A 23,593-nucleotide genomic window follows, 5' to 3' on the forward strand; every position below is an offset into this window, starting at 1 on the left:
GTTCACTTTAGTATAGAACGTTTACTGACTTGGTCCCTATTTTCATGTCTTAAGTTACTCACCGAATGCTGCGAACGTAGGTGCCATTCGCCGTCACGTAACCGCCGCTAACCTGGTAACGAAGCGTATCGCCCTTGCTAAAGTTATTGGCATTGGAATACATCCAACCCTTAACCTTCAGAACCGTGCCACGTCGGTAGTGCCCATTTTTCTTAGTGAAATTAGCCGTTTGATACCGGTTGATTCCCCGCCGAACACGAACGCTCTTTGCTCGCTGTTGCTTCCCTGACTGAACCAATTGCTTGTTCGCAGTAATGTAGCGGCCATTGCTGAGGACAAATCGGTTTGTCAGGTTATGGGAAACAATCCGCTTGACCTTCAGCACCTGACCTTGCTTGTAGTGGGCCCGCTTACCTGTTAACGTCTTCTTACTGTAAGCGTTGATACCCTTGGGATTGATCACCGTAACTGTCTGGTGCTTGCTTGCGTAGTAGACGGGCACCGTGTAGGTCGCGTTAGCCGTCACGTAACCGGTCTTTCCAGCAGTCTTGCTGTGATGGTTGACATCCTTCACCCGGTATCGCTTAACCCCGTTTTTAGACTTCGCGTAACCCGTCACCACAAACATCGGCCGATTTGTCCGCGACTTTTGGTGATACCACTGCTTGCGCGCTTTATTGGTAAAAGTGGCTTGTTTGTAGAGACCAATCTTCTTAGTAGCGTAAATAACGGTCCCCTTTGGCACAGCAGTGGCCCCCGCCGAGCCCGTCTGAATCACAGCATCATAAGTATAAGTCACTGACTGAGCTGAACTGGTAAATTTACCAGTCGCATTTGCTGGTGCCTTGGTCAGCTTATAGCCCGAAATTGTTTGCGCCTCAGACTTGTATTCAGCTCCGAGCTCACCCGTCAAAATCTTATCAGCCGCAATTGACTTACCATCAGTGTCAACGTAATGGACGGTAACGGGCTGACTCTTAGCTGGTGTTGGTTTCTCAGTTGTCGGTGGCGTGACTACCTCTTCAAACCAGGAACTGTACGTAGCAAAGTTTGTGAAGAATCCCCCATCAAGTTGATACGTTCCATCCGCTTGCTTCTTTAAGAAATCCGTCATTGGTTGCTTTGCCCGAGCAAGCGTTTGCCGTTCGGTGGCGGCTGGATCGATTTTTAACACGTCTGCTTCAGGTACATCGTTCAAGTAAGCATTGGTCCGGCCACCTTGGTAAAAGGCCTTAAACATCGCATCAAATGCCGAATCCTGCGAGCTATCCAAAGCGAATATTCTGTCAAAGGTGACAATTTGTTCGTCACCACCCGGCAGCTTGGCTAAACGTGGTCTAAGATTGTCCTCATAACTTTGTTGTAGCTCCTCCCGCGTAATTTGTTTTGTCGTGTATTTGCCAGATTCACTGAGCAACCATGCAGTTACATAGGCAGCGTTTCCCATCGATTCAAGATAGCTTTCCTTGCTCATACCATCGGGAATATCACCAGATTCCTCCGCCTGTCTAAACTCAAAATCGATCAACGATTCCCCTGACAGTAGGTTGATATCTTGAAGAGCTTGTCGATAGCTATTAAGAACATCTTCAAGGCCAGGTGTATCTGGATACAGAGCGGCCAACTCGTGTAAATACGTTTGATTTTCAAGCTGGTCAGCATTCAAGGTCGTTGGTAGCTTGGGGAACCAATAAACTTTGACGTTCCCCGTCTTACTCCCCATCAACGTGTACGGCATCTCCATTGATCCCACCGAATACGTCTGCCCTGTGCGGATCGTCGTTCCCTGTGTAACTGGCAAGCCCGAGTTAGTCGTCTCGGCATTGGCAGTCACTGGGCTAACGAGCCCCCCTAATAACAACAACGTTAATCCTGAAACTGTTAGTCGTTTGGTTGTGCGGTTCATTTAGCTCACCCCGTTTACTTTTATCATCTTCATCTAGTAGCAGTATATCATATAATGAACAAAATTTGGTAATCGTTTTCATTATTAAATACTGGTATAGAGCGATTCTTGCACTATTATTCGTTTGGAAATCCGACTAACTATTACCACCACACGTCAGCAGTGTTGTCGTAATCAGGTGATAACCGGATTAGTCTTTGTCATGCATAACCTAACACCCATCGGTCTATTCAAAATTGGTTATAAAAAAAAGATTCAGCCACAGCTGAATCTTCTAAACGATTATTTAGTTGACCGAACAAAGCGCTGATTGGCCGTAATATATCCCCCACTAACTTGGTAGCGTAGACTATCGCCCTTGCTGAAGTTATTGGCGTTGGAATCCGTCCAGCCCTTAACCTTCAGGACCGTTCCAGCACTATAGTGATGATTGCGCTTGGTGAGGTTCGCCGTCTGATAGCGGTTGATGCCGCGCTTGACCGTAACTCGCTTAGGCATCGTCCGCTTACCAGCCTGAACCAGCTGTTTGTTAGCCGTAATGTAACGCCCATTGCTCAGGACAAAGCGGGTCGTCAGGTTATGCGACACAATCTTCTTGACCTTCAAAACCTGTCCTTGCCGGTAGTGTGTCTGCTTACCGGTCAACGTCTTCTTACTATAAGCATTGATGCCCTTAGGATTAATGACCGTGATCTGATTGTGCTTAGTTGCGTAGTAGACCGGTACCGTGTACTTGGCGTTAGCCGTGACATAACCCGTCTTGCCGACCGTCTTACTGTGGTGGTTAACGTCTCTGACCTTGTAACGCTTAACGCCGTTCTTAGACTTGGCGTAACCCGTCACAACAAACATTGGTCGGTTCATCCGTGATTTCCGCTGGTACCATTGCTGGCGGGCCTGCTTAGTAAACGTTGCTTGCTTGTACAAACCGATTTTCTTCGTCGCGTAGATTACCGTTCCCTTAGGGGCAATCGTTGCTCCCGCAGAACCGCTCTGAACAACGGCATCATAAGTGTACGTCACTGACTGAGCGGAACCGGTAAACTTGCCAGTTGCGTTCGCTGGCATCTTACTTAACTTATACCCGGAAACATCCTGGGCTTCGGCATGATAAGAATCGCCAAGCTTTCCAGTTAAGGTCTTGTCTGCCGCAATCTGATGACCATCAACATCAACGAAATGGACGGTAACGGGTTGACTCTTGGCTGGCGTTGGGTCGGTCGGTGTCGTAGTTTCCTGATCTACCCCTTCAACAAAAATTGCAATACCCGCTCCACCAATTTGTGTAACAGACTGACCTAAGACGTATGTCCCATCTGCCTGTTTCAAAAAAGCCGTACTCATCGGTGCATTATACGCCGCCAGCATAGCCTTGTAAGTCCCATCGGCATTAATTTTTGCAAGGCGGTCACGAGAAACCTGAGGCCCAAACAAGCTTTCGACTGCTATGTCAGTCGCCTGCGTCATTTTTGTGGCAAAATCATCGGCACTCTTCACATTAACCAGATCCTGATAATTTTCAAACTGTGCTTTTAAGCGATCATTCGAATCAATTTTTAGGCTGGCTTCAACCAAAGGTGTCACTTCTGCTTTAAAGCTTTTCTGAACATCGGACTGGGTAAGTTTTCCATCCTCAAACTTAGTTCCTGCACCAATAATCCAAGCCATCATTGCACTGTTCGCAGCCACTAATTCTGCATGAACCTTAGTACCACTAATTTCTGACATATAGTCGATGATACTTTGGCTTGAATTCTGTTTTCCCGCGAATCTTTCAGCAGCGGCATCTTCAATCTGGCCACCACTGTTAGCAATTCCAGCAAGGTCTTTGTCATTCGGGTATTGTGCGATAACCCACTCACGATAATCAGCCTGCTGCAGCTTCTGCACCGATAAAGTAGCTGGTAACTTGGGATACCGATAAACTCGTGTTTCTTTGCCATTACTAGCTCGCAGACTGACGTAAGGCATTTCAAAGCCACTCACTTTAAGATCCGCGCTGGTAGCATCCTTCGTGCTGGTGGTTGTAGGCGCCGAGCTAGTCGTATCGGCACTGGCAACACTGGGAGTCACGATACCACCTAGTAATAGTAACGTTAACCCAGAAACTGTCACTTGTTTCAAAATTCGATTCATTTAGCACACCCCGTTTACTTTTCTCTTATTTATTAACTGCTACTATAGCATATTCGCAGGTGAAATAACAGGACAAATCAAGCAATAGCAATATCCTGGGGACTTTAAATGAAAATTCAATGAATAAATAGCACCTCTTTAGCGGATTGCACACCTCGTACAAATTGGACCGGATTGAGAAGTTATTTGGGGTAATTTGTTTATCCTGAAAACGTTTTTTTGCTAATCTTTTCGCCTAAATCCTAATTTTCTTCGTTTTCATCGCCCTTACATTCTCAGCCATCATTTACCCAACTCAAAAAGGACTCGTCCATAACCAAAACATGGCTGAGTCCTTTCGTGACTTCTTAAGATTTTAATGAGCAATTGATTTTAACCATCAATTTAGTTGTGCCGACGTTTCCGCCAACCAGCAAGGCTCAAGCTCCCCAACGCTAATCCGAGAACGGACCACCAAGGCGTCCGTTCTTCATTCGTCTGCGGTAAGGTTGTCGTCGCCTGCTTGTCAGCAGTTGGTTGGGACTGAGCCGTTGCGAACCCACCCGCTTTAACAGTAACGGTAGCACCTGCGCCGCCGGTCATGATACCACCGGTGGTACCAGTAGCAGGATTGGCGTTACTGGTACCTCGCGTAATCATAGCTGCTGAGCCACCATCGTGAACCTGCAAGTACTGGTCAATCGACTTTTGTACTTTTTGGGTTGGCTTAATCGCTGAACTAGGGTACCGCACGTCCTGATCACTAACGACGTGTTCTTTATCCTTGTCGTCCGGCTTAATTGGGTCCACTGGGTCAGTGGGATCTACGGGATCAGTGGGATCAACTGTCCCCGAACCATTGTCGCCGGAACCCCCATTACCATTCCCGTTACCACCGGTTGAAGCTGGCTTAACGGTCAGGTTTACGGTAATCGTTTGCCCCCCAAAGCTTAACTTGACGGGATAGGTCCCAGGAACGGTCAAATCTGCTCCCTGCAAGTCCACCGCAATCTGATTAGCTGATACGGCCAGCGCGTTCTCATCAGTAGCGGTCGCCCCAAAGACACTGGCCGTTGGTGTGGCATCGCCCACTGTGATCGTGCCGTCCTTCCCAGTCAAGGTCACTTCAGCTGGCGTAATTGTCAGACTAGCCGGCACGTAGGTGACGTTGTAATTAGCACTGGCAGGAACTGACAACGTGTAAGCATACGTCCCGACCTTTTCACCAGCCACCCGTGTATATGACACGGTCAACGGGAAGTCGGCCAATGGCGTTCCGGTCGCATCGCTGTCGTCGGTGATCGTAAAGGTTGGCACAGGGTCAGCAGTTCCGGCCACCTTGGTCGCTCCGTCATCATTCATAGTTACCGTAAAGTTGGCTGGAACAATACTCAGTGTTGCATTTGAATCTTTCTCCGTCCAATCAAAGAGGTCGGCCGCATCTGCTTCACTTTGAACCCGCGCAATGGCGTCTGGGTCGAGCACTACTTGATAGATGCCAACGTTAGGGACGCTACTCATTGCCGTTGCCCCTACGGAATCCAGAAGATTATTGGCATTCGTATCATTCGTTGGCACTAACTCTAAGTCGCCATCCTTCAAGGTGTAGACAAATCCGTCGGACATGGTAATTTGATAATTGCTAGCCTTCAACGTTGGTGTCTCACCATTGTAGATCACCTCTTGATTCCCAGTTAAGGTATACGTTCCCTTACGCTTGGAAACCGTCAATGTAATCGTCTGGGCATTCTTCGTGTCACCCTGATACATGTAGGTAACCTGGTAAACACCTGGTGCTTGCGTAACTAGGTCGGCATCAATAGGCTCACCAGCAGCGGTCTTGACCGTGACCGTTAAATCACTGTACTTCAAACTAGTACCATCTTGCAATTCTGCGCTCACAAAGTTTGATTCCGGTGTCCAGTTATCCTTGTACCAAGCCTGACCATCCACCACTTTAATTTTCGGATCGTTCAGAACGACTTGGTAGGCCCCGGCGTAAGTCACACCCAGATCATCCGTTAAGGACCAGTCGAACCGGAAATTAGCCGTTTGATCTGGAATATTAAATGTCCCGAGAGCGGGATTATACGTGACACCGTTAGTCAATGACGTCACCACCAAGTCCTTGTTCGTCAAACGACCCACCTGGGTGTCGAACAAGGTGTCGATCGTCACGCTACTCGAATTGCCGAAATAAGCGGCGTACTGGTTCATTGCCAGCGAACTATCACCCACACCCGTGTGCAATTGCGTGATTCGGTTGTAGCTGAAAGCATCCGTTCCAACCGTGGCGCCAGCGGGGACCGTTACGCCGTTGAGTTGGTTCCCATAGAAGGCCTTGGCGTCAACTGAGGTGACCGTACTTGGAAGGTCCAAGCTGCCACTCAATTCATTATAGGTAAAGGCTCCCTCGCCAATTGATGTTAAGCCCTTGTTTAACACAACGTTCTCTAGGTGGCTCCCGGCAAAGGCATAGTTGCCAATGGACGTAACACCATCAGGCAGAACAAAGAGCGGATTACCATCTGCGTCCGTTTGACCAGAGCTTTCGACCCCAGAATATTCAAACGCCCCGTTGCCAATCGTCGTCAGATTCGCGGCTTTGCTGGTATCAACCGTTGTGAGTGCATCATCGTAGGTGAAGGCATTGGCCCCAATGCTCTGAAGACTGGCCGGCAAGACAAAGCTTGTCAATGCCGAATTAGCTAAGAAGGCTTGGTTACCAATCGTTGTGACCGTATCCGGCAATGTAATGTCGTTTAGAACGGAATCATAAATAAAGGCATTGTTGCTCACAGTGGTCAACCGGCTGCCCTCAGCAAATGTCACAGTCGTCAGGCCACCAACCGTGTTCCCATCGGCATCCTTCAAGTTATCGGCAGTGAAGGCACCACTGCCGATAACCAGCAGATTCGCTGGCAAATTCAACGTAATGAGATGGCCGTCATAGGCAAAGGCATTTGCACCGATCGTCAAATCAGCGTCAGCCTCGCCCCCCGCAAAGATTACGTCGGCCAAGCTGAGGTTAGACTCAAAAGCCCCATCACCAATTGATGTCAGATTAGCTGGAAGCTGAACAGCCGTTAAGCCGGACGCATAAAATCCATTATTCCCGATTGTCGTCAAATGGCTATCACTAGGAATGGTCAGCGAAGCCAAAGCGGCCGCACCAGCAAAAGTACTATCGCCAATGGAAGTCACGTTACTCCCCAGTGTAACTGTCGTTAAGGCTGTGTCATTACCCACCACGTAGGAACCGTCGGGAGCAGTGTATCCGGAGAAGGCCGAGTCACCAATAGATTGGACACCATTTCCGAAGGTCACCGTCGTTAAGGCTTGATTCCCGGCGAACGCCCCAGCACCAATTACCGCAGCACTGGGCAACGTTAAGGTCGTCAAATTAGCACCAGCGAATGCCCCAACTCCAATCGTATCCAATTGCGTTGCCGCTGAGAAATCTACGGTCGTTAATTTTTCGTCCTTGGCGAAGGCACTCGCCCCAATTGAGGTGAGATTGGCAGGCAATTTAACGTTGGTTAGGTTGTTGTTATACTCAAACGCCTGATCCCCAATACTTGTCACGCTGTCGGGGAGCGTCAAGCCAGTCAGTTGACTGCTAAAGAAAGCCTGTTTACCAATGCTTTGAAGATTGGTTGCGGCACTTAAGTCTAATGTTGTCAACGGAACGTACATGAATGCACCTTCACCAATACTGGTTAAGCTGGCAGGCAATGTCAGACTAGCAATTTTAGTACCTAGAAATGCATTGCCACCAATACTTGTGACAGTGGCCGGCAATGTAAGTGCTGTTAGCCCCGTGTCAACAAAGGCTTGAAAGCCAATCGTTTCCAACGAATGATTTTCGCTTAAGTCCACCACTTGAAGATCCTGATTGTATGCAAAAGCGTTGTCACCAATGGTCTTAATGCCGTCACCAATCACGATTTTGGTGACGTTAGCCATTTTTCCACCGCCAGCCGCAAAGGCTCCACTACCAATTGCCGTTACAGCATAGTTGGTCGTCACGTTATTCTCAGTACGACTAACAGTCGTGGGAACCACCAATGTGGCTGAATCATTGACATTCACAAGGCTGGTCAGTGTGGCGGTACCATCATCATTGATGGTGAATTGAAAATTGTTGTCCGTATAGTCGGTCGGCATAATGGCCGCCTTGACGGCCATTACTTTCGTCAAAGCCGCCTCGCCAGGTACATCATTGATCTGTGCACCGTCTCCGGTTCGCTTATCATCAGTCCCCGCACCATTTCCTGTATCTACTCCGGTGATGCCATCATTAGCAGACGTTCCAGTGTGTCCGGTTGATGACTGGTCTAAAGCGGCATTATCCGACGTTTCAGCATCAGAACCGTTAGTTACACCGTTACCGGAACCTGTCCCATCAGTGAGCTGATTATCACCAGTTACTGACTCACCGTTAGCCCCAGTACCAACACTATTAGCCTGTTCCCCAGACGCCTCTGTCTTCGACTGATCATGGGTATCTGAACTAACCTGAGTCCCATTGTCGGTGCTAGTCTCACCGGTAACTTTAGAATCAGATTGATCCTGATCACTAGTTGCTGACTCGGACGCTATTGTGGTTTTTAATGTTTGTTGTTGACTATCATTTTCTGAAGACTCAGCTGTTGTTTGACCACTAGTTGCACCAGCCGATGTCGTGTCGGCATGAGCTAAGGCATCCTGCCCGGCAAGTGTCCCTAAGCCAATTGTTGCCACTGTGATAGCTGCAAAGACCCAGTGCTTGCCATCCTTGTACATTTTAAAGTGCCGTTTCTCTTGCATCGTTGATTTGCTCCTCTCAAAAGCGGGCTAGCCAGTCCCCTAAACATTTCCTAATTTCGGATCAACGGTTTATGTTCCTCAACTTGGCATTTTAATACCTTAATCCCCGAGTGCAACTAAATGTCATTTGTGCAACCAAGTTAGTCTCTAAACATTACCAAATAGCCGACTAAATCTATCAAATTTACGTTTACTCATTAAACCCTTGATTCATATAATATTACCAGCGAGCGCGAGGGTCAATCAATAAATACCAAAAATATTCGTAAACACAAAAAAATTCACCCCTTAACTAACTGCTCAAGGGGTGAACTTTTTAACGGTTATTTCCTATTATATGTGCAACCTAACTATTCACGTCGGAATGTGCGATGCCCCAGCATGACTAATAGGCCTAAAACGACCTCAGTAACGCCAATGAAAATGACCACGCTAAGACCACTACGAGCGACCGTCGTCATGAGGGTTGTAGCTAAGCCACTGGTCGAGGTAATCGCAAACGGAGCAAAGAAGAAGCCACCGATACTGACCACCCCTGCCAGAAAACCACCCAGGGTCAATCCAGGACCCAAACTCCCAAGAAAATGATGCATGCCAACTGCGTAGATCAACGTCACAACCGCCAGCAATGCGCTCGCTAACATTAACCAGTAGTTCACACGCCGAGCTAACTGGACTTTGGTCATCGCAGCCATCATCGCGCTAGCATTTAAGGTCGATTTGGTTTGCTTTTGGGCATCTTGACTGACCCGATTAATAAACTTATCGCTCGCCGTGACACCAGTCTGAGCAGCCTGCGTTTTAATGGCTGTCGCCAGGTCAGTGGTATCAATTGCGGTCACGGCTTGACCGTATAGGCGTTCAACCCCTTGAGCAATGAAGGGCTCTGCAACACTCGTCGTCACTGGACTGCCACTCACCCCGTAACTATCTAAATTATCGTTTAAGCGATTAATAATTTTCTCACCAACTGAAGACCGGGAAACAACTCCCGCCGTGTACGTAGCGTTAAAAGCGGTAAACCGTAGTCCCAATGTAATCGTTAGGATAGCAAATAATAGTGCCAGCCACCGAGCCAGCCCTGGCCTTCGCTGATAGCTTTCGGTGGGCGCTGATTGCTGAGGCGCCTCTGGTTCCTCATCGGAATGGTAACAAGACATTCGACTCTGTGTTTCCAAACTCAGCACCTCCCTCTTCATAAATTGATTATCCATTATTTTATCATACTCGCCCGCCATTAAGTTTAAGCACGCCTTAATCACATGAAAATTTATACTTTTTCAACTGACTTTCATGTCAAACTATTGGGTCATTTAAAAAAACGCTGTCGCTTTCACGACAACGTTTTTCATAAATTCAGCTACTTCGTTGAACTCCGCTTCATTAACCCATAAGGTAAAATAACGGTGTTTTCTTCAACCGCTTCACTGTTCATAAGTTTCGTTAACAGCCGCATGGCTACGGCACCAATATCATACAATGGTTGCGTAATGGAACTCATCTTAGGCCGCACTAATTCCGTCAGCTTCGTGTCATTGCTTGTGATGACTTCAAATTCTTCTGGAACTTTTACCCCAGCGTCGGTTAACCCGTTCATCACACCCGCAGCTAATTCGTCGTCACCGACAAACGCTGCCGTAGCGCCAGCAGCGGATAAGGCTGGTTCCAAAGATTGGCCCGCCTTATACGTGTAATCAGTCTCAAAGACCAACTTGTCATCGTAGGCAATACCAGCATCCTTCAGCGCCTTCTTATACCCCTTCAACCGATAGTCGTGGTTGATGGCCTGATCCATAGAACCAGAAACAAAGGCCACTTTTTGATTCCCGTGGTCGATCAAGTTTTTAACAGCTTCAGCTACCGCAGCAACGTAATCGATGTTCACGCTAGGTTGTACCTTTTCCTCATCCACGGAACCAGCTAACACAACTGGGGCCTTTGAACGACGGAATTCTTCCCGCAATTCATCGGTCACTTGGTTCCCCATAAAGATGATACCATCCACCTGCTTGGCCATTAAGGTGTTCAAGACTTGAACCTCTTTACCCCCGTTTTCATCGGAGTTAGTCAAGATAATATTATATTTATACATCATGGCGATGTCATCAATTCCTCGTGCGAGTGAGGAGAAGTAAGCGTTTGTCACGTCGGGAATGATTACCCCAACCGTGGTCGTCTTCTTTGAAGCCAGCCCCCGTGCAACGGCGTTTGGTCGGTAGTCCAACCGATCAATAACTTCCAAAACTTTCTTCCGCGTCGCCGGCTTAACGTTGGGATTTCCATTGACAACTCGCGAAACCGTGGCCATTGAGACCGCTGCTTCACGCGCTACATCATAAATTGTTACAGTTTGTTTTTCCATAGCGATAGCCCTTTCTTCCTTGTTTTAATATGTTTTCATTCGTTTTCAAGCAACTTGACCAGTATACAGAAAGCTGGACTTTCACGCAACAACTGAAAACGCTTTCATATCAAAGAATACCTTAATTTCACGTAATTTTCAAGGCTGACCATCTCATATGCTATAATTAACTCATAATTTTAAGGGGTGATTGAATGACAAAACTCGAACAGATTCAGCAATGGACAGCAGAACACCACGCTAGCTTTACCTATCTCAGCAATCCCAAGACCATCCAGTACCTCACTGGATTTGGGAGTGACCCGATTGAACGGGTCCTGGCACTCGTCATCTTCCCGGATCAAGAACCATTTATCTTTGCACCAGCCCTAGAAGTTGAAGTCATTAAACAGACCGGTTGGGCCTTCCCCGTTATCGGTTACTTAGACCATGAAGATCCTTGGGCCATGATTGCGGACCAGATTAAGGCTCGCCACGTGAATCCCGACCACATCGCCCTCGAAAAGGGCCAACTGCAAGTTGCCCGGATGGAAGCCCTGGCCGCTCAATTCACGAACCCACAATTTGACCTCGATATCACCAGCTTCATTGACCACACGCGGTTAATCAAATCGGCCGATGAAATCAAGAAGTTGGAAATTGCCGGTAAATGGGACGACTTTGCTTTTGAACACGGTTTTGCAGCCGTTAAAGCTGGCAAGACGGAACAATCCGCCGTTGCTGAACTCCAATATGCTCTAATGAAGGAAGGCATCATGGAAATGTCCTTCGGGAGTTTGGTCCAAGCCGGTGCCCACGCCGCTGAACCCCACGGGGCAACCAACGATACGAAATTTGAGAACAACGAACTCATTTTGTTTGACTTGGGAACCGTCTACGATGGTTACATCTCCGATGCCTCCCGGACGGTAGCCCTAGGTACACCAACGGCCAAGGAAAAAGAAATCTACGCCGTTTGCTTGGAAGCCCAAGTCACCGCTCAAGCAGCGGTAAAACCCGGGATGACCGCCGCAGACGTTGACAAAATTGCCCGTGATATCATCACCAAAGCTGGTTACGGTGAATACTTCATTCATCGGACTGGTCACGGTATGGGAATGAGTGATCACGAATTCCCATCCATCATGGCTGGAAACGACTTGGTACTGGAACCCGGTATGTGCTTTTCAATTGAACCTGGTATCTACATTCCTGGTGTCGCCGGTGTCCGGATTGAAGATTGCATTCACGTAACAGCAGACGGTAGCTTGCCGTTCACCCACACATCTAAAGAATTAACTTACGTTGGCTAACCACTGACACCGTGACTTCCTCTACATCTTTCTGTAGAGGAAGTTTTTTTGAGTCCATCTCCGAATTGTTTCAGCAATATAAGTTCGAAGATGCTAAAAAGGGCCTGGCGTTTTATCCCAGACCCGATTTTTCTTTAGCTCAGTAACAGATCAAATATAACAGTTCGTGAGTTTTAAGACCCAGTGCCAGGTTCTCACTGTTCTAGCCCCTATTTGATGGCCAAATTCTTGCCCGCCTAATTCTTTACCAATATCGTTGCTATGTCAGGTTTGGCTAACCTTTGAGACTTTCAATCTTAAAATCTAGTGGAAAATAGACAATGAGAGATATAGGCCTAACAACGTAACCAGCAGAACCGGTAACGTCACCGTGATTCCAATCTTAAAATAAGTTCCCCATTTAATTTTTATTCCCTTCTGATCCAACACGTGTAGCCAAACTAACGTTGCCAACGACCCAATCGGTGTAATCTTGGGTCCTAAATCAGAGCCCACCACGTTAGCCAGAACTAAACTCTTATGCAAGAGACCGACTGTATTACTGTCTTGAATCGATAACGCATTAATCATAACTGTTGGCATATTATTCATTACGGACGAAAGGAAGGCCGCCAAGTATCCCATCCCTAACGTAGCGCCTAACCTTCCCCAGTGAGCCATCTGTTGGATAGCACTTGCTAAGATACTGGTTAACCCGGCGTTCTGAAGACCATATACCACGACGTACATTCCGATAGAAAATACCACAATATTCCAAGGGGCGCCCTTAACGGCAGCCTTGGCATCAATCTGAGGACTTCGTTGCGCCAAGACTAAGAAAATTGCAGCAATTGGTAACGCAATCAACGACACTGGCGTTTTCAGAAAACTACTTAGAAAGTAGCCAACTAGCAAGGTAGCCAACACAACCCATGACAAATGGAACAACCGTAAATCCTTAATCACGCTTTGTGGCTCTGGCAAGTGCCGCCCTTCAAACTCCTTTGGGATTGCCTTTCGGAAATACAAATATAAGATCAGAATACTTGCCCCTAAAGAAAAAAGATCAGGTAACCACATTCGCAGTGCATACTCAGAGAATGATAGTCCAAAAAAGTCTGCCGATACAATATTCACTAGGTTACTTACCACCAGCGGCAAAGATGTTGCATCCGCAATAAATCCACTCGCGATGATAAACGGGAAAATTTTTCGATCATCAAATTTCAAAGCCCGAACCATCGATAGAACAATTGGCGTTAAAATCAAAGCTGCACCGTCGTTAGCAAACAGTGCGGCCACCACAGCCCCCAAAACAGCAATCAGAATAAACATCGTTACCCCTTTGCCGTGCGCCAAACGCGCCATATGTAAAGCAGCCCACTCAAAGAAACCAATCTGATCTAAAATTAATGAAATCAAAATGATTGCGACGAAAGACAATGTGGCATTCCAGACAATCCCAGTAACCGTTCCAACGTCCTTGAATGAAACAACCCCAAACAATAGTGCTAAAACAGCACCACCCGTGGCAGACCACCCGATTGATAATCCCCGCGGTTGCCAAATAACCAATATTAGTGTCACAACAAAAATCAAGCTTGACCAAATAACTAGCACAAAACGCCACCTACAACCTTCAAATTATACTTTGAATCCATTCCATCAAAACTAGATAAATTAGGTAATCTAATTTGTCTAGTCAGGCCTAGAACAACTCGAATCACTGTGACACACACACTCATGACTGTCCCGCAACAACTGCTTGATAAACTCAGAAAACTCAGTTGTAAATTCCGGCAGCAGTGTATAGTACTGCCAACGCCCTTTCTTAACAGCGCTGACAATTCCGGCAGTCTGGAGAACTTTCATATGATGAGAAAGTGTTGGCTGCGTAAAGTCAAAATTTTTTAAAATCTCACAGGCACACATTGTCCCACAAGATAATAAATCAATAATTTTAAGTCGGTTTTCATCAGCCATTGCCTTAATGACTTGAGCATACGCTGCATAGTTCAACATTTCCCCTCCTCAATATATAGATACTTATCTATGTATCAAAGTATAGATAAGTATCTATATAAATTCAAGAGCAATTTGATAGCTGTTTAGCGATATTCTCTTTTGGTAAATTTACCACTGATTTAAATTGTCTAGTTTGGTGCTTACGCAGGAACGCTAGCTGCTGTGGGAAGAACGGTGATTAAACAACAAAAAGCCGCGATTCTCATCGCGGCAATTAACAACATTTACTTAAACAGGTTGGTCACTGGCTGAATCGTCGCTAGCAGCCGCTGGCTGGTCAGCTTCGCTACTAGCTGAATCGGCTGCCTCCTCATCTGGTAAGTCAGCAACTTCATTGCTACTTAAAACGATATCGTCATCGGCATCGTTACTCGTTTCATCCGCTGCAGCGCTTTGCCAAGCCGGTGCGTCGTCCTTGCCAGCCAAATGGTCATCAATGGTTTCCTTGAAATCATCGACAGCATCGGCGGCATAGAAGGCGTAATCTACGGCCCGATCCTTTAAGGTGTTGTACCGGTCACGAGCGGCATCCTTTAAGGCTTCACGTTGTTCCAAATCCATGGCGTGATATGCTGCATAAGCAACCCCACCCAATAATAATCCTGCTAAGAGCTTGTGTTTTGCCATTCTCATGACTCCCTTTCCGTGATTAATCTTTATTCTTATGATTCTTGTATAAATCAAACGCGGTCTTACCAACTCGCGCAGCCAAGGACGTTTTGGCCGTCGTCTTCGCAGTGTCACTCACGCGTTCAGTCAGGTTACGGGTTGCAGTGTTTAAGTCGGACACACTCTCGCCCAAATCGGCAGCAGCTTGGAAGACCGGATCAATGGTTGCAACCTTCTTGTTAACATCCTCCAACAACTCGTTGGCATTCGCCATAATGTCTTCGGCTTGATGACTAATTACGTCAACGTCCGATGTCATCGTTTTCATTGAGCGGTTAACCTCACTCAACGTTTTATTCATTTTTACTAAGAACATGCCAATGAAGAGAACCAAGATTAGAAACGCAATTGCTGCAATCAGGCCCGCTACTTGTCCACCGGTCATGACAACCCCTCCTTGTACTCGTTACTTACCAATAGAATAGCATTCTCACGGACGACACGCAATTAAAACCCTTAATTCACGTGTGTTTTCTCCCTGAGCTGTGGGCACTCCCGCTAAAATCTGCTAAACTGGGAACATAATCTTTTTCAAAGGAGGCTCGTCCCTTGACGGCCCTAGTTACTTCCACTGCCACCTCGTCTAAGTGGCTTCAAAACTACATCAATTCGTTTGACTGGGAAAAATTTCTGCACCTGATTACAAGTCGGTTTCTCTCACTGCTCTTTTTAACCCTGCTATTCCTAGTGATCAACATTGTGGGTAAATGGATTCTGAACCGCAGTTTCAAGCGCTACCTGGTCCCGAAATCCGGCCCCAGCAATCGCCTACAAACCATTAGTATGCTTTCGATGAACATCTTTCACTACACGGTTTTGTTCTTCTGGATCTACGCACTTCTTTCCACTTTGGGCGTACCTGTTGGCACGTTAATTGCCGGTGCCGGAATCTTCAGTTTAGCTTTAGGTCTCGGCGCTCAAGGCTTTGTGAGCGATCTAGTGACAGGAATTTCTATCTTATTTGAACAGCAACTCGACGTAGGTGATACTGTTCAGATTGGTACGATTGAAGGCACCGTTACCGCCATGGGCCTACGAACCACGCAGGTTACCAGCGCTGATGGCACTGTGAACTTCATTCCTAACCGCAACATTACCATCATCTCCAACCGCTCCCGTAATGACATGCGGGCGACCGTCAACATTCCCATTGCGTCTACCACTCCAGTCGAACAATTGCCTGGTATCATTCGTGACGTAAACGATTATCTCAAGCCTGACCACCCTAACATCATCGGCGATCCAGCCTTGATTGGCGTTGTTACCCTCCCTACTGGGGAACTGGTCTACCAAGTGATTGTCGTCGCTAAGAGTGGTAGCCAGTACGCTCTACAAGCCACCTTTCTGACCGCGTATCTAAAAGCGATTCGGACGGCTGGCATTCAATTGCCCACGCACACTGCCACTCCCAGCAAGTAATCTTTCAATCGGCAACCATAGATACCAAATAAAACACCTGAGACGTTGGTCGGAACCGGCCATTGCCTCAGGTGTTTTTGGTGATTAGTTGTTCAGAATTTCAGAATTTAACTTACTCGCTTTTCCTTCAGTAATCTAAGAATTTCAAAACCATAAAACTCTGACCTACCAACTTCACTTGTTTTCCTCCACCACTGTTTTTCGTGGTGTAACTTCATAATAGTTTGCTAAGTTATGTGCTAAGTAGTTAATCCGCTTTAAAATTTCACGCCGTGTGATGATTCCCTGGAAGACTTTATGCTCATCTACCAGTGGAATAAACGGTTCGTTAATCATATAGTTTAAGATAGTTTCGAGTTTGGTCGGATCATCAACCCAGTGCTCTACCGGCAGCATAACATCAGCGACTGTATAATTGCTCAACTGATCAACCGCGGCGCCCGGAACGTGCAAGAGCTTATCCGTAATCACCGCCAAGGAGATCATCCCCTGCAGGTGGTCGTCCGCATCCAACACGGGAATCCGGCTGTAGCCCACTTTCGACAGGACCATAAAGGCGTGTTCCAACGTATTTGTCGCAGTCACATTCGCAACAATGTCGGCGGAAATCACATAGCTCTTCGGATCATTACGTAGCATGCGCGCAACAGCAGGGTCAATCATGGGAGTCTCATCCTTTCTACAACTAAGCGTGGTTAAAAGTAAACGTTAAATCTGAAACGGGTTGAGCTTTGCGATTATAGTATTGAATCGTCCAAGTTGTAGCGGTTAACGTAATCAAAGCACACGTCCCACCGAGGCGTTCATACTCCCCACGTGGCTGACTAATACTACCAGGATTGACGAAAATGTGGCCACCCACCTGGTCAACGGCTAACTGATGCGTGTGGCCGTAAAATACAAAAGCCGCTTCCTCTTGATCCGCCCGTAATTTTAACTTGGTTAGGTCCCAATTCACGTCATCATGATGACCATGCGTCAGAAGTACCCGCCAACCATCAACTAACGGTGTTTCCACCATCGGTAACGTGCTACCAAAATCCATGTTTCCTTGAACCGCATAGACGTCCTTAAACCAAGAATCATCCGCCGCCATTTCAGAATCACCACAGTGAAAAATCGTATCTGGTTGTAACGCTGTTTTCAGACGCACCAGAACATCTCGATCACCATGATTATCACTGACCACTAACCATTTCGTCATCACTTAGGCCTCCCACCAGGCATCAAACTGAGGCAACATTGCTGCGGTCGCCTTAGCCCGGTGACTGTGTTGATTCTTCTTTGCCAAACTCATCTCAGCGAAGGTCTGTCCCTCAGCGGGGACGTAGAACAAGGGATCGTAACCAAAACCATCCGTGCCACGTGGAGCCGTGAGAATCTGACCGCGGACTTCCCCGGTGCTCACCAATTGCTGACCATTGGGCTTAACCAACACCAATGAGGTGTGAAAGGCCGCCGTCCGCTTTTCAGCAGGGACATCAGCTAGATTAGCTAATAGTTTCTCATTATTTTTCGTATCATCATGATCACCAGCGTATCTGGCCGAATAAATGCCGGGTTCGCCGTTTAGCGCATCCACCATTAAACCAGAATCATCAGCCAACACCGGTAACTGCGTCGCGTGAGCCACCGCCGTTGCCTTCAACCTTGCATTTTCAGTAAAAGTCGTTCCAGTCTCTTGAACCTGAACAAGATTCGGAAAGTCTGCCAATGTCTTGACCGTCAGACCCTTGGGCTCAAAAATGGCACGAAATTCTCGCGCTTTTCCAGCATTATTGGTGGCAATCACGATTGTATTTTCCATGGTTAGTTCTCCTCCGTTAAGCGCGCTAACTCTGCAACTGGTAAGTGTTGAGCGTGCACTGCCATACCCAACCAATCGGTAGCTAACTCGTCAAACTGCTGGGCATTGCCAGTGGTCCAGTAAGCCGCCGCTACGGCATCATGGTCCGTATTAGTCAGATGTTGCTCGGCCAAAATCTGTTGCGCTCGCTGGGCGGTCGCCATTCCGGGATCAACCAACGTCACGCCGGCCCCGATTGCTTGCTGAATCACCCCCGCTAATAATGGGTAATGCGTGCAACCCATCACCAGCGTATCCAACCGCTGGCCGCGTAACGAAGCTAAACTCTCACTGACCACTTTTAGTGCGTGCGACGAGGTTAAATCATTCTGTTCAGCTAGCGTTACCATTGCCGGGCAAGCAGCACTCTTCACGACTGCCTGCGCATCCGTGTTTAAAATATCTTGGCGATACTGATCACTCTTGACCGTCCCTTCAGTGGCAATCACGCCAATTCGATGGTTCTTAGTGGTCGTAACCGCCGCCTGTGCACCGGGAGCAATGACACCCACCACCGGAAAAGAAAATTCCTGTTGTATCTGCGGTAACGCCGCTGCGGTTGCAGTATTGCAGGCGATGATCAACATTTTAATATTTGCCCGTTGTTTTAAGTAGCTGGCAATTTGCCGGGTAAAGGTCGTGACTTCCGCCACCGGCCGTGGCCCATATGGCAATCGTGCTTGGTCCCCTAGAAATACCGTATTCTCGTTCGGCATGAGTCGCTGAACTTCCTTTAAAACCGTTAAGCCGCCGACTCCTGAATCCATCAGTCCAATTGGATCTTTTTGCATGAATCAACGCTCCTTCTCGAATTACTTGAAACTACATTATCGCCTTTTTAGGCATCGTTTTCAAGTTTCGAGTCAGCCAAAACACCTCTGACAACTAAAAAATAGTTAAATTTTCTGACAGTCCAACTTCCCTAAAAATATACGGTATAATATAATTAGAATCTATTCGGATGAAGGAGCCAACCATCGTGAAAAATTTATATCAAACCGTTATGGGTGAAACCAACGGCGCTGCCTATTTACCACAAATGCTACTGCGGGACACCCTCTTACCCGAATTGTTGGGTGACGCCCAGGGTGATATCAACTATTGGGCTGGTAAAGCCCTTGCCCGTCATTTTCCACTTAGCAACCCTAAAGACGCAGCACTTTTCTTCAACCAAGCAGGCTTTGGCGAACTAACTTTGGTCAAACAAACTGTGCAGATGACCCGCTGGCAACTGGCCGGAGAACCTGTCAAGCTTAGAAAACAAGTGGCTGGTGAAACCGACTTTACTTTGGAGGCTGGTTTTCTGGCCGAAATGATGGCGCAACAACTCGGCGTTGCGACGGAAGCCGAATTAGTCGATAGCCCCCGCAAACTTCAAGCAACGGCGGTCACCTTTGAAGTATACACTGATCCAGATGACGTCATTCCAGACTATGACGCTCCAGAACCCCTGAAGTTAGTTCGGCCAGCTGATTCTGAGAACGAATAGGTAACCCACTTGAGGCTTCATTAAAAATTCAAAATTGCTGACGACTGGTCCTTGACCAGTTTTTTTGTGGTTTAGAATTTACAAAATGGTTCAAAAAAGGAGCTGAGACACCATCTCAACTCCGTTTTCACGTCAACACGTGCGCCACAGGTTAGTGCTTAAGCTTCAACGTATTGGTTTAAAATCTTCTTCAATTGATCTTTTGAGTGATAACCCACGATGGAGTCAACCACTTGGCCATCTTTCTTAACGAGTAAGGTTGGGATACTCATAATGCCAAAAGATTGTGGCGTGTTAGGATTAGCATCAACATCCATCTTGTTAAAGGTCACGTTGTCCATATCTTCAGCTAATTGTTCAACAACGGGTGATTGCATCCGACAAGGACCACACCAAGTTGCCCAAAAGTCAGTCAGGGTAACACCAGTAGCGGTATCCTGTTCAAAGGTTTTATCAGTTGTCTCAGAAACCATTGTATTGCCTCCCTCTTAAAATTCATCATTACTATAGCTTCCAGTCTACCAGAATATTCTGAAATCACAACTAAGTTGCTTACAATTTATTAGTGCTGACTAACTTTCGTATCCTTGAAATGTGCTAGCCTCTGATAGACATCTCAACCTATCAGTTCAGAACCAGCCGAATGATCTGCGATTAGCCCCTGTAATTAAAGTTCCTAAATAAAAAAAGGCCGCAACAGCGGCCTTTTTTATCTCATCATTTTAAAACTAGTTCTAAACCATTAAATCTATCCTTACTTAAACCGCACAACGGTTGAACCGTCGCCCCCAGCATTAGCTGGTGAAAAGCCAAAACTTTTAATACGATTGTTCCGCTTCAAATAATTGGTGACCCCGGTTCGTAAAGCCCCAGTCCCCTTACCGTGAATAATTGTCACAGATGGGTACCCAGCCAGCAAGGCGGAATCAATGTACCGGTCGACTTCAGCCATGGCTTCCTCGTAACGGTGACCACGCAGGTCAAGGGTTGGCGACATACCGCTAGACCCACTCCGTTTGATACTTGCTCGTGGTTGCTTGGCCGACTTAGCTGGATCCTTGGCCTTTTCCAAGTCATTGTTGGCAATCTTCATCTTCAAGATACCCAATTGTACTTCCCAGTGGCCCTCATCAAGCTGCTCCATCAGCACCCCAATTTGACCGTACGACTTAACCAGAACACTGTCGCCCTTGTGGAAGTCCAGCTTGGCCTTTTCCCGACGCAAGACCTTATTCTTCTTGAGCTTAGTGTCCTGCTGGAGGGCGTTTAAGGCTCCCTGAGCCGCAATTAACTCATCTTCCTTAACAACACTCTTACCGGCAGCTAACTGCTTCTTACGGAGGTCTGAGATGATTTGGTTGGCCCGCTTACGGGACTCATCAACCAGTCGGTTGGCATCACGCTTAGCATCCGTCATCAACTGATCCTTTTGATGTTGATAGGCGTCAAACTGCTTCCGCAAGTCATCGTGTAACTCTTCTGCTTCAGTCAGTTGGGTCTGAAGATTCTCAGCATCTGCGTCAACCCGCCGTTTCTGTTCCGTCAAATCTGAGATCATGGCGTTTAAATCTTGACTATCCTGATCCGTCAGCCCGCGGGCTGCATCGATCACCTGTGAAGGCATCCCCAGTCGCGCCGCAATGTCTAACGCGTTACTGCGCCCAGGAATCCCAATCAACAGGTGATAGGTCGGCCGTAGCGTTTCGCCGTTAAATTCCATGCTGGCGTTGATGGTATCTGGTCGGTTATATCCATACGCCTTCAATTCTGGATAGTGGGTCGACGCCATCACGTAGCTACCCAACGTCCCGATTTCATCCAAGATAGCGATGGCCAAGGCCGCCCCTTCTTGTGGATCGGTTCCGGCACCCAGTTCATCGACCACGATGAGACTGTGGTCGTCGGCTTGTTGAAGAATAGCGACGATGTTTTCCATGTGCCCCGAGAACGTACTCAGACTCTGTTCAATGGATTGTTCATCCCCAATATCCGCAAAGATATCATTGAACACACCGATAACACTGTTCTCGTTAGCCGGAATGAAGAGACCAGATTGCCCCATTAGCTGCACTAAAGCCAGCGTTTTCAAGGTAATAGTCTTCCCACCAGTGTTGGGTCCAGTCACAATGATTGCCTTGTAGTCTTTTCCAATCGCAATATCGTTAGCTACGACCTTCTTCTGGTCGATCAACGGGTGACGCGCCTGACGCAGACTCACTTGATTTTCCACTGACAACTTAGGTTCCGTGGCCTTTAACTGATGCGCATACTTGGCCTTAGCGTTAATGAAGTCAAAGTGACCTAACAACTCAGCGTTGCGGAGGATTTCTTCCTGGTAAGGGTCTAATAATGCCGTCAATTCGGCTAAAATCCGTTGCTCTTCGTGTCGCTCATCAATCTGATTCTGCCGTAATCGGTTGTTTAACCCAACCACTGCCTGCGGTTCTATAAACAACGTTTGTCCACTGGCACTTTGGTCATGGACGATGCCTCCGAACCGCTGCTTGTATTCAGAACGCACGGGAATGACGTACCGATCATCTCGAATCGTCACAATGGTTTCACTCAAATACTTGGCATCTTTGCCGCGTGTGTATTGATCCATCGTCCGTCGAATCTCAGCTTCCGTCGACGTAATGTGCTGCCGAATCTGCCGCAGGGCCGGTGACGCCTCATCGGTAACGTGACCGTCATCTTCCAGGGATGTCCGCAACCGGCGCGTCACATCTGGCAGGGTCACTAACTCTTTGACGACACGATTGAGCCGGCGTAAATCAACTTCCTTTTCAGCTAAGTCGTGGAAAAACTTCACCACGGATCCTGTCGTCCAAAGCACCCGGCTAATTTGTGCCAATTCTAGACCGTTTAATGCCGCTTCCATCTCTAAGCGATGAAGGTGCGGCCGAATATCATCGAGTTTAGGGAGTGGAATGCCACTCTCTAGTCGGTAAATATCCGCACCATCACGCGTTTCGTCTAACCAAATCTGTAGCTGCTTGGCATCGGCCGTTGGCGCTAATTGTGCCAGTTCATGCTGACCCGCAGCGGAGACTAGGTAGCCCCGTAACGCTTGTTTGATACGATCGTATTCCATAATTTTTAATGTTTTTTGATTCATCGGGCTCTCCTCTCTACCGATTGTTGTTAAGCCGCCTGCTCAGTTAACCACCAGCTATACACCTGTTTTGATAAAACCGGCGTTTGCTTCACGATAAACTGGGCCACTGGCGAGGCTTGATAACTTTTTTGTAATCCCGTACTTGGTAACAGGATAATTAAATTTAGAATTAAAAAAATCACGACGTAGCGGATGACTAAATTAATTAGACCGCCCGCTAACGAGTTTACTTGATGAATAACTGGTAGCCACGTCACCTTGTTCAACGTGTAGGCAACGCGATGGGTGATAAAGAAACCCACCGTTAGAATAGCAGAAAAGGCAATCCCATTTAGGAAAAAAGAACTACTCTGGCTGGCCGTCACCGCACTCACCGAACTGTTAAGCGACAGATTTCCCACAAATTGGCCAATTCCTGCCGCCAATGGCTTGGCCCCAAACCGGGCTGCTAGCCACACGATAATGTAACCAATGGTGTTCAGTATTTGGAGCACTAGTCCCCGCCGATAGCCCCGGCGAAAACCAAAGTAGAGAACTGCTAAAATAATTAAACTGAGTACCAAA

Annotated in this window: 19 protein-coding genes; 3 read left to right on the top strand and 16 right to left on the bottom strand. The window is 47.3% G+C overall.

Features of this window, described 5'->3' with window-relative positions:
• Positions 1 to 58: 58 nt before the first annotated feature.
• The 5 genes from EKM87_RS03120 to ccpA all read right to left on the bottom strand — a co-directional run bounded on the left by EKM87_RS03120 (position 59) and on the right by ccpA (position 11,192).
• On the bottom strand, positions 59 to 1,906 hold the full coding sequence (locus tag EKM87_RS03120) for a DUF5776 domain-containing protein (protein ID WP_125681752.1): 1,848 nt from the start codon (positions 1,904 to 1,906) through the stop codon (positions 59 to 61).
• A gap of 282 nt (positions 1,907 to 2,188) precedes the next feature.
• Entirely contained in the window at positions 2,189 to 4,042 is a 1,854-nt protein-coding gene (locus EKM87_RS03125) for a DUF5776 domain-containing protein (protein ID WP_125681754.1), read from the bottom strand.
• Positions 4,043 to 4,426: 384 nt separating this feature from the next.
• Positions 4,427 to 8,830 (bottom strand): leucine-rich repeat protein, encoded by a 4,404-nt coding sequence (locus EKM87_RS03130; RefSeq protein WP_125681757.1) that lies wholly within the window; start codon positions 8,828 to 8,830, stop codon positions 4,427 to 4,429.
• A 350-nt stretch (positions 8,831 to 9,180) separates the two neighbouring features.
• Positions 9,181 to 10,008 (bottom strand): hypothetical protein, encoded by an 828-nt coding sequence (locus tag EKM87_RS03135; RefSeq protein ID WP_125682012.1) that lies wholly within the window; start codon positions 10,006 to 10,008, stop codon positions 9,181 to 9,183.
• A gap of 182 nt (positions 10,009 to 10,190) precedes the next feature.
• Positions 10,191 to 11,192 (bottom strand): catabolite control protein A, encoded by a 1,002-nt coding sequence (gene ccpA, locus EKM87_RS03140; protein WP_125681759.1) that lies wholly within the window; start codon positions 11,190 to 11,192, stop codon positions 10,191 to 10,193.
• 194 nt (positions 11,193 to 11,386) lie between these two features.
• On the opposite strand from ccpA, the gene EKM87_RS03145 reads away from it, so the two are divergent.
• Positions 11,387 to 12,484: an aminopeptidase P family protein gene (locus EKM87_RS03145; protein ID WP_125681762.1), complete on the top strand. Its 1,098-nt coding sequence runs from the start codon at positions 11,387 to 11,389 to the stop codon at positions 12,482 to 12,484.
• 303 nt (positions 12,485 to 12,787) lie between these two features.
• Here EKM87_RS03145 and EKM87_RS03150 read toward each other — a convergent pair whose 3' ends face one another.
• The 4 genes from EKM87_RS03150 to EKM87_RS03165 form a co-directional block, all read right to left on the bottom strand.
• Positions 12,788 to 14,083: an arsenic transporter gene (locus EKM87_RS03150; RefSeq protein ID WP_125681763.1), complete on the bottom strand. Its 1,296-nt coding sequence runs from the start codon at positions 14,081 to 14,083 to the stop codon at positions 12,788 to 12,790.
• A 78-nt stretch (positions 14,084 to 14,161) separates the two neighbouring features.
• Entirely contained in the window at positions 14,162 to 14,482 is a 321-nt protein-coding gene (locus tag EKM87_RS03155; protein ID WP_125681765.1) for an ArsR/SmtB family transcription factor, read from the bottom strand.
• 234 nt (positions 14,483 to 14,716) lie between these two features.
• Complete coding sequence (locus EKM87_RS03160; protein WP_125681767.1) at positions 14,717 to 15,115, bottom strand: hypothetical protein; 399 nt, start codon at positions 15,113 to 15,115, stop codon at positions 14,717 to 14,719.
• 22 nt (positions 15,116 to 15,137) lie between these two features.
• On the bottom strand, positions 15,138 to 15,542 hold the full coding sequence (locus EKM87_RS03165; protein WP_125681769.1) for a DUF948 domain-containing protein: 405 nt from the start codon (positions 15,540 to 15,542) through the stop codon (positions 15,138 to 15,140).
• A 164-nt stretch (positions 15,543 to 15,706) separates the two neighbouring features.
• On the opposite strand from EKM87_RS03165, the gene EKM87_RS03170 reads away from it, so the two are divergent.
• A complete protein-coding gene (locus EKM87_RS03170) occupies positions 15,707 to 16,576 on the top strand; it encodes a mechanosensitive ion channel family protein (protein ID WP_125681771.1) in 870 nt (289 codons plus the stop codon).
• Positions 16,577 to 16,750: 174 nt separating this feature from the next.
• Here the strand turns inward: EKM87_RS03170 and cbpB are convergent, their stop codons facing one another.
• From cbpB to murI, 4 genes are read right to left on the bottom strand one after another with little or no spacing between them, the layout of a single operon-like run.
• Positions 16,751 to 17,239 carry a cyclic-di-AMP-binding protein CbpB gene (gene cbpB, locus EKM87_RS03175; RefSeq protein ID WP_125681773.1) on the bottom strand — a complete coding sequence of 163 codons (489 nt, stop codon included), beginning with the start codon at positions 17,237 to 17,239 and terminating at the stop codon, positions 16,751 to 16,753.
• 22 nt (positions 17,240 to 17,261) lie between these two features.
• Positions 17,262 to 17,780 carry a YfcE family phosphodiesterase gene (locus EKM87_RS03180; RefSeq protein WP_125681775.1) on the bottom strand — a complete coding sequence of 173 codons (519 nt, stop codon included), beginning with the start codon at positions 17,778 to 17,780 and terminating at the stop codon, positions 17,262 to 17,264.
• A gap of 3 nt (positions 17,781 to 17,783) precedes the next feature.
• The gene (locus tag EKM87_RS03185) at positions 17,784 to 18,383 is read right to left on the bottom strand and encodes an XTP/dITP diphosphatase (RefSeq protein WP_125681777.1); all 600 of its coding nucleotides are present in this window, start codon (positions 18,381 to 18,383) and stop codon (positions 17,784 to 17,786) included.
• Between the two features lie 2 nt (positions 18,384 to 18,385).
• Positions 18,386 to 19,213 (bottom strand): glutamate racemase, encoded by an 828-nt coding sequence (murI, locus tag EKM87_RS03190; RefSeq protein ID WP_125681779.1) that lies wholly within the window; start codon positions 19,211 to 19,213, stop codon positions 18,386 to 18,388.
• A 188-nt stretch (positions 19,214 to 19,401) separates the two neighbouring features.
• Between murI and EKM87_RS03195 the strand changes: the two genes are divergently transcribed.
• On the top strand, positions 19,402 to 19,911 hold the full coding sequence (locus EKM87_RS03195) for a YslB family protein (RefSeq protein ID WP_191988557.1): 510 nt from the start codon (positions 19,402 to 19,404) through the stop codon (positions 19,909 to 19,911).
• Positions 19,912 to 20,069: 158 nt separating this feature from the next.
• Here EKM87_RS03195 and trxA read toward each other — a convergent pair whose 3' ends face one another.
• The 3 genes from trxA to EKM87_RS03210 all read right to left on the bottom strand — a co-directional run bounded on the left by trxA (position 20,070) and on the right by EKM87_RS03210 (position 23,592).
• Positions 20,070 to 20,384, bottom strand: coding sequence for a thioredoxin (trxA, locus tag EKM87_RS03200; RefSeq protein WP_125681784.1), 315 nt, complete (start codon positions 20,382 to 20,384; stop codon positions 20,070 to 20,072).
• A 281-nt stretch (positions 20,385 to 20,665) separates the two neighbouring features.
• On the bottom strand, positions 20,666 to 23,029 hold the full coding sequence (locus EKM87_RS03205) for an endonuclease MutS2 (RefSeq protein ID WP_125681786.1): 2,364 nt from the start codon (positions 23,027 to 23,029) through the stop codon (positions 20,666 to 20,668).
• 26 nt (positions 23,030 to 23,055) lie between these two features.
• Positions 23,056 to 23,592 carry a CvpA family protein gene (locus EKM87_RS03210; RefSeq protein ID WP_125681788.1) on the bottom strand — a complete coding sequence of 179 codons (537 nt, stop codon included), beginning with the start codon at positions 23,590 to 23,592 and terminating at the stop codon, positions 23,056 to 23,058.
• Position 23,593: the final 1 nt, after the last annotated feature.

Source organism: Levilactobacillus yonginensis (assembly GCF_003946265.1).
Classification (GTDB): domain Bacteria; phylum Bacillota; class Bacilli; order Lactobacillales; family Lactobacillaceae; genus Levilactobacillus; species Levilactobacillus yonginensis.

Coding starts and splice junctions, on each gene's coding strand:
- EKM87_RS03120 (WP_125681752.1), bottom strand. CDS start 1,906: ATGAACCGCACAACCAAACGACTAACAGTTTCAGGATTAACGTTGTTG.
- EKM87_RS03125 (WP_125681754.1), bottom strand. CDS start 4,042: ATGAATCGAATTTTGAAACAAGTGACAGTTTCTGGGTTAACGTTACTA.
- cbpB (WP_125681773.1), bottom strand. CDS start 17,239: ATGATTGACCCTGCTGTTGCGCGCATGCTACGTAATGATCCGAAGAGC.
- EKM87_RS03205 (WP_125681786.1), bottom strand. CDS start 23,029: ATGAATCAAAAAACATTAAAAATTATGGAATACGATCGTATCAAACAA.
- EKM87_RS03185 (WP_125681777.1), bottom strand. CDS start 18,383: ATGGAAAATACAATCGTGATTGCCACCAATAATGCTGGAAAAGCGCGA.
- EKM87_RS03165 (WP_125681769.1), bottom strand. CDS start 15,542: ATGACCGGTGGACAAGTAGCGGGCCTGATTGCAGCAATTGCGTTTCTA.
- EKM87_RS03160 (WP_125681767.1), bottom strand. CDS start 15,115: ATGGCAAAACACAAGCTCTTAGCAGGATTATTATTGGGTGGGGTTGCT.
- EKM87_RS03180 (WP_125681775.1), bottom strand. CDS start 17,780: ATGACGAAATGGTTAGTGGTCAGTGATAATCATGGTGATCGAGATGTT.
- EKM87_RS03145 (WP_125681762.1), top strand. CDS start 11,387: ATGACAAAACTCGAACAGATTCAGCAATGGACAGCAGAACACCACGCT.
- EKM87_RS03130 (WP_125681757.1), bottom strand. CDS start 8,830: ATGCAAGAGAAACGGCACTTTAAAATGTACAAGGATGGCAAGCACTGG.
- ccpA (WP_125681759.1), bottom strand. CDS start 11,192: ATGGAAAAACAAACTGTAACAATTTATGATGTAGCGCGTGAAGCAGCG.
- murI (WP_125681779.1), bottom strand. CDS start 19,213: ATGCAAAAAGATCCAATTGGACTGATGGATTCAGGAGTCGGCGGCTTA.
- trxA (WP_125681784.1), bottom strand. CDS start 20,384: ATGGTTTCTGAGACAACTGATAAAACCTTTGAACAGGATACCGCTACT.